This window comes from Parabacteroides faecis, assembly GCF_014647375.1.
GTDB classification, from domain to species: Bacteria; Bacteroidota; Bacteroidia; order Bacteroidales; family Tannerellaceae; genus Parabacteroides; species Parabacteroides faecis.
This window is the reverse complement of record NZ_BMPB01000027.1, coordinates 1-4,980: the sequence shown is the minus strand read 5'-3', so window position 1 is coordinate 4,980 and position 4,980 is coordinate 1. Positions and strand designations below refer to the sequence as shown.

4 protein-coding genes are annotated in these 4,980 nt (G+C 43.5%); 2 read left to right on the top strand and 2 right to left on the bottom strand.

What is annotated here, in order from left to right:
* Positions 1-83: 83 nt before the first annotated feature.
* Positions 84-935 carry an N-acetylmuramoyl-L-alanine amidase-like domain-containing protein gene (locus tag IEY67_RS25070; protein ID WP_183671772.1) on the top strand — a complete coding sequence of 284 codons (852 nt, stop codon included), beginning with the start codon at positions 84-86 and terminating at the stop codon, positions 933-935.
* On the opposite strand, the gene IEY67_RS25065 is transcribed toward IEY67_RS25070, so the two are convergent.
* A complete protein-coding gene (locus tag IEY67_RS25065) occupies positions 932-3,109 on the bottom strand; it encodes a DUF5686 family protein (RefSeq protein ID WP_183671771.1) in 2,178 nt (725 codons plus the stop codon). The genes IEY67_RS25070 and IEY67_RS25065 overlap by 4 nt on opposite strands.
* 162 nt (positions 3,110-3,271) lie before the next feature.
* Here IEY67_RS25065 and IEY67_RS25060 point away from each other — a divergent pair, with 162 nt between their 5' ends.
* Entirely contained in the window at positions 3,272-3,973 is a 702-nt protein-coding gene (locus IEY67_RS25060) for a Crp/Fnr family transcriptional regulator (RefSeq protein ID WP_122354087.1), read from the top strand.
* 103 nt (positions 3,974-4,076) lie between these two features.
* Here IEY67_RS25060 and kdsA read toward each other — a convergent pair whose 3' ends face one another.
* A complete protein-coding gene (kdsA, locus tag IEY67_RS25055) occupies positions 4,077-4,883 on the bottom strand; it encodes a 3-deoxy-8-phosphooctulonate synthase (RefSeq protein ID WP_183671770.1) in 807 nt (268 codons plus the stop codon).
* Between the last annotated feature and the right edge of the window lie 97 nt (positions 4,884-4,980).

Genomic DNA, 4,980 nt, shown 5'->3' with positions numbered 1-4,980 from the left:
GGTTAAAACCAACGGCAAATGAACCTGTAATAGTCATGTCACTTTGATTATAGGATAGTTCAATTCTGATAATAAATGAATATATGAATAAAATCTTTTTATTGTTTTTTTTCTGCTTTCTCTTTTTCCGTGGACAGGCTGCTGATAAGCTATACTGTACCGATGAGGACCGCGCTGTCTATGACCGCTATCTTTCAGAAATGACTCCGGTGAAGTCGTTGCCAACCGGAGAGTTAATGGTTAAGACAGCCCGTTTCTTCCTGGATGCGCCTTATGTGGCAGCCACATTGGAAAAGGAACCCGAAGGCCTGGTGATCAATCTTCGGGAAATGGATTGTATGACATTGGTAGAGAATGTTGTCGCTTTAACGAAGACTATGCAATCAGCTACCCCGTCTTTTGATGAGTTTTGTAAGAACCTGCAAACGATCCGTTATCGTAACGGGGAAATCCATGATTATACCGACCGTTTGCATTATACGACAGACTGGATCTTTGAGAACCAACGAAAAGGAATAGTAAAAGATGCTACCCGGGAAATAGGAGGAGTCTCCTTGCCTGTCGACGTATCCTTCATGTCTACACATCCGGATAGTTATAAGCCTTTGAAAGAGCATCCGGAACTTGTTGCCCGGATCGCAGCAAAAGAAAAAGAGATCAATGCCCGTCCTTATTATTATATTCCGGAATCGGATATAAACAAGTTGGCAGAAGGAATAAAGGACGGAGACATCGTCTGTTTCGTCACGACTATCAAAGGGCTGGACATTTCTCATGTCGGCATTGTTTGCCGGGTAGGGGATGAACTGACCTTTATCCATGCATCTACTACGCAAAAGAAAGTGATAGTCAACGAAGCTCCTTTACAGGAATACGTGGAAAGTATCAAGCGTAACAGCGGTATAATGATCGTCCGCCCACAAATGTCCTATTAAAATAGTTCGAAAGCAAACTTGAGGCCGATATTCTGGTATTTCCATCTATCGAATCCGGCGAAGGCGGCAACGTTGAAAATATGGTTACCGAAACCATATCCCACCTCTGTGTAACTTGGCAAAACGGGTGTCCACAGTTGGCTGAAATAAAACCGTTCAGACAGAATGTACTTAGATGTTTTCTTCTTGAAAAGTTGTGACAGGATGAAGGGACTTTCGTACATAATATGTCCTTGCACATATTTGTCGGATGCATTGAACCAGAAACTCCTTAGCTGGTTGAATACTCCTCCGAATTCATCTCCCCACGATTCCGGGAACTGGCGGCGTGAGAAATAACGGAAATCGGCAAAGTAAATAGATTTGGGATTCAGATAAATACCTCCGCTGATGTGATAATTGAGTTTTCTGGACAAACCGAGTGCAATGCTTTGGTGAATATCCGCTTCGATCCGTCCGTAATCGCCGGAACTTTTACCTACTCCGGGGATTGCACGGGCAAATTCGACTGAGATGGTCGGATAATAGGAATACAGATATTCTTTGCGATATCCGTCCATCCAGTAATACTGGCGTGGCGTATAGGAAATGCCGACGACGGGAGTAAAATCATGATAGTTCTCATTGATGATCTCTTCAACGCCTTCTCCGGGGTTGGGTATCTGGCTTTTCTTTTTTACGGGTATGCGGCGGTGATAGGCTGCACCTGCCCAGACTTGAAAACCGTTGAACAACTCAATATTGTTACGGATCTCTGCATAATAATGTTTAAAGTATTCCAGATTCAAATCGTCAAAATTGAATGTGGAATCTTTCAACTGCTCGTTTATCTCTTTCATAATGGCTGAAGAGTAACTCTGGTTACCATTACCGATCGAGAGGCTCAATATGCCTTTTTTTTCCGGCAGATATTCCCAGTCTCCGGACACGGTGAAAAAGATTTCTTTCCGTTTGAATACGAAACCGATATCCGGGCGGAAGCGGATCTGACGGTCTTTGTCGAATGTCTTGCTGATGCGCAAACGTTGTCGGTAAGTAATACCGTTATGTCCTGAATATCCCAACTGGAAGGGGTTGAATATCCCGGAATATTTCAGACGGGTGGTCTTGTAATCCATACTGATCGTATTCGTGAACTTCTCCGTCAGTTTCAGGTATTTCGTGATATTGGCAGTGTCTATTCTTTGCTCATTGTTATCACTGTCTATATGGTATAAGGATTGTTCTTCTTTTGTTAAAGGAATATCCCGTTCTTTGTTCCAGAAAGCAGTGTCTGTGATAATTGGGACTGTATCTGAAGATAACTTATAATATCCGGTCAGATCCAGTGACCTCTTTTGTTGAGTTTCATTATCTTCTTCCACCCATTCCACCGCTTTATAAGTGAATGAAGAATGATAGCTGGTAGCAATGGCATTCCCCAGAACATGGTAACGCAGATATAGGCTCGCCTTATCCGGAAGGATAAAGCGTCGGTAATCGCGTCCGAATGTCATGACCAGGTTGAATTCGGCGAAATCGAAACGTCCGTTTACATCTATTTTGTCGATGATCCAGGACTGGTCACGGATATACAGGTCGCCGCAGATAAGTTTCTGGCTCCATAACTTCGGCATGAAGCGTATTTTATAAATCTTCAGTCCGCTGGTATCGCTTACACTCTCCAGGTCGAATGTATAGAATTTGGATGCTTGCTTGGTCATGGGGGTGATGATACCCTCGTTGTATATGGTGGAGGAATATACATTCAGGTTGAGGAATCCCAGTGCTTCCTGTTGCTTTTTGCTGTTGGGAATACTGTTTCCGTTTACAGCCCGGAAGTTATGCAGGAAATTGTTGGGAGCGTTGAACTTGGAATCGCTGATCATCTCGAAGATCATATCCTTATTTTTCCGGTCTACAGGGAAAAGATGATGGGCGAAACGCATCAGAAAGTTTTGTTTGAGTATTTCCGTCCGTCCTTTTATATATATTTCCGCTTCGTACCGGGAGAGGACATGCTGGTATTTTTCGGCGTTTTTAATCACCTCTTCCATAATGGAATCCGCTTTTACAGACGATTCTGTTTTCTCCTTTAAGTCGGGCAACACCTTATTTCTATAATTGCTTTCCGCTTTGGCGAGAGCATTTATAGTCAATAAAATCAGAGTAAATATCAAAACGTATCTTTTCAACAAATTATCACCCCTTTTGATGCAAACGTAACGAATAAAATTGAAATGAGTAGCAAAAGAAAGTAAAATGTATCCGGGAACACAATTTATAGTATCAAATATTTTACTATTTCAAAAGAAAAGTTGTACATTTGTGCTTCATAAGTATGTTATAAAACAGTCGTGGTTAAGCAACAAAAAGAAGAGGTCGATCTGTCGGCCAGTTTAGCAGAAGTATGGAGAGTTCTGACCGAAAAGGAACGGGACATTCTCCGTAATAATTCGACGATCCAGCATTTCAAACGTAACGAGTTGATCTATTGCGAGGGCGACGAACCAAGGGACATGATGTGCTTACTGAGAGGCAAAGTGAAAATCTTTAAGGAAGGTGTTGGCGGTCGTAGCCAGATCATCCGGATGATTAAGCCTGTACAGTATTTTGGTTACCGTGCTAATTTTGCTCAGGAAAATTATCTGACGAATGCGTCTGCATTTGAGGCATCTGTTGTTTGTCTGATACCGATGACAGTGGTTACTGAGCTGTTGATGGGTAACCCTAACCTGGCCATGTTCTTTATTCGCCAGTTGTCGTTTGACCTGGGGGTTGCGGATGAACGTACCGTTAACCTTACGCAGAAGCATATCCGGGGTCGTCTGGCAGAATCTTTGTTATTCCTGAAAGATAGTTATGGATTGGAAGAAGACGGGGCTACTTTGAGTATTTACCTGTCGCGTGAAGATTTGGCAAATTTGTCGAATATGACCACTTCCAATGCTATCCGTACTTTATCTACTTTTGTAGCTGAGCGCATCATCGCTATCGACGGTCGGAAGATCAAGCTGATAGATGAGGATAAGCTGAGGAAGATCAGTAAAATGGGATAATAAGAATAATACATTAAAAAAGGAGCTTCGGGAATGAGGCTCCTTTTTTTGTGTCCGTATGTTTCTTTAGGGGCATTATATCCCCCTTTTTCTTATTGGAATCTTATTTCCTGATCGCCTCACGGATACGTACTAACCGGGTTAACAGACCTTCCAGCAAGTCTAACTGTAACATGTTCGCTCCGTCGGATTTTGCTTTAGCAGGTTCCGGGTGAGTTTCGATGAATAGTCCGTCGGTTCCTACGGCGATAGCGGCTTTGGCTATTGTCTCGATCAGGGCGGGCAGACCGCCTGTTACGCCAGATGTCTGGTTGGGTTGCTGTAAGGAATGGGTGACGTCCATGATGACCGGGTAACCGAATTCCTGCATTTGCGGGATTCCGCGATAGTCGACAACCAGGTCTGTGTAGCCGAATGTCGTGCCTCGTTCGGTGATCATAACGTTGTCATTTCCTGCATCGGCCACTTTCTGTACGGCAAACTGCATGGCTCCCGGAGAAAGGAACTGGCCTTTTTTGATATTGACAATTTTTCCTGTATTGGCGGCGGCAACCAACAGGTCGGTCTGACGGCACAGGAAAGCAGGGATCTGGAGGACATCGACATACTCGGCGGCCATGGCTGCTTCGTGTGTTTCATGGATGTCCGTTACGGTCGGAACGTTGAAAGTTTCGCTGACCTTGCGTAAGATCTTCAGGGCTTTTTCATCGCCGATCCCGGTAAATGAATCCAGGCGGGAGCGGTTCGCTTTGCGGTATGAGCCTTTAAAGATGTAGGGAATATTCAGCTTCTCGGTGATACCCACAACCTTTTCTGCAATGTGCAGAGCCATATCTTCCCCTTCGATCACGCATGGACCGGCCATCAGGAAGAAGTTGTCTTTATTCTTAAAATCGTTAATTGTTATCATAATCGTTATGTTGTTTTATTTCAGTTTTTATCAAATTTGAACTATCCTATAATCAAAGTGACATGACTATTACAGGTTCATTTGCCGTTGGTTTTAA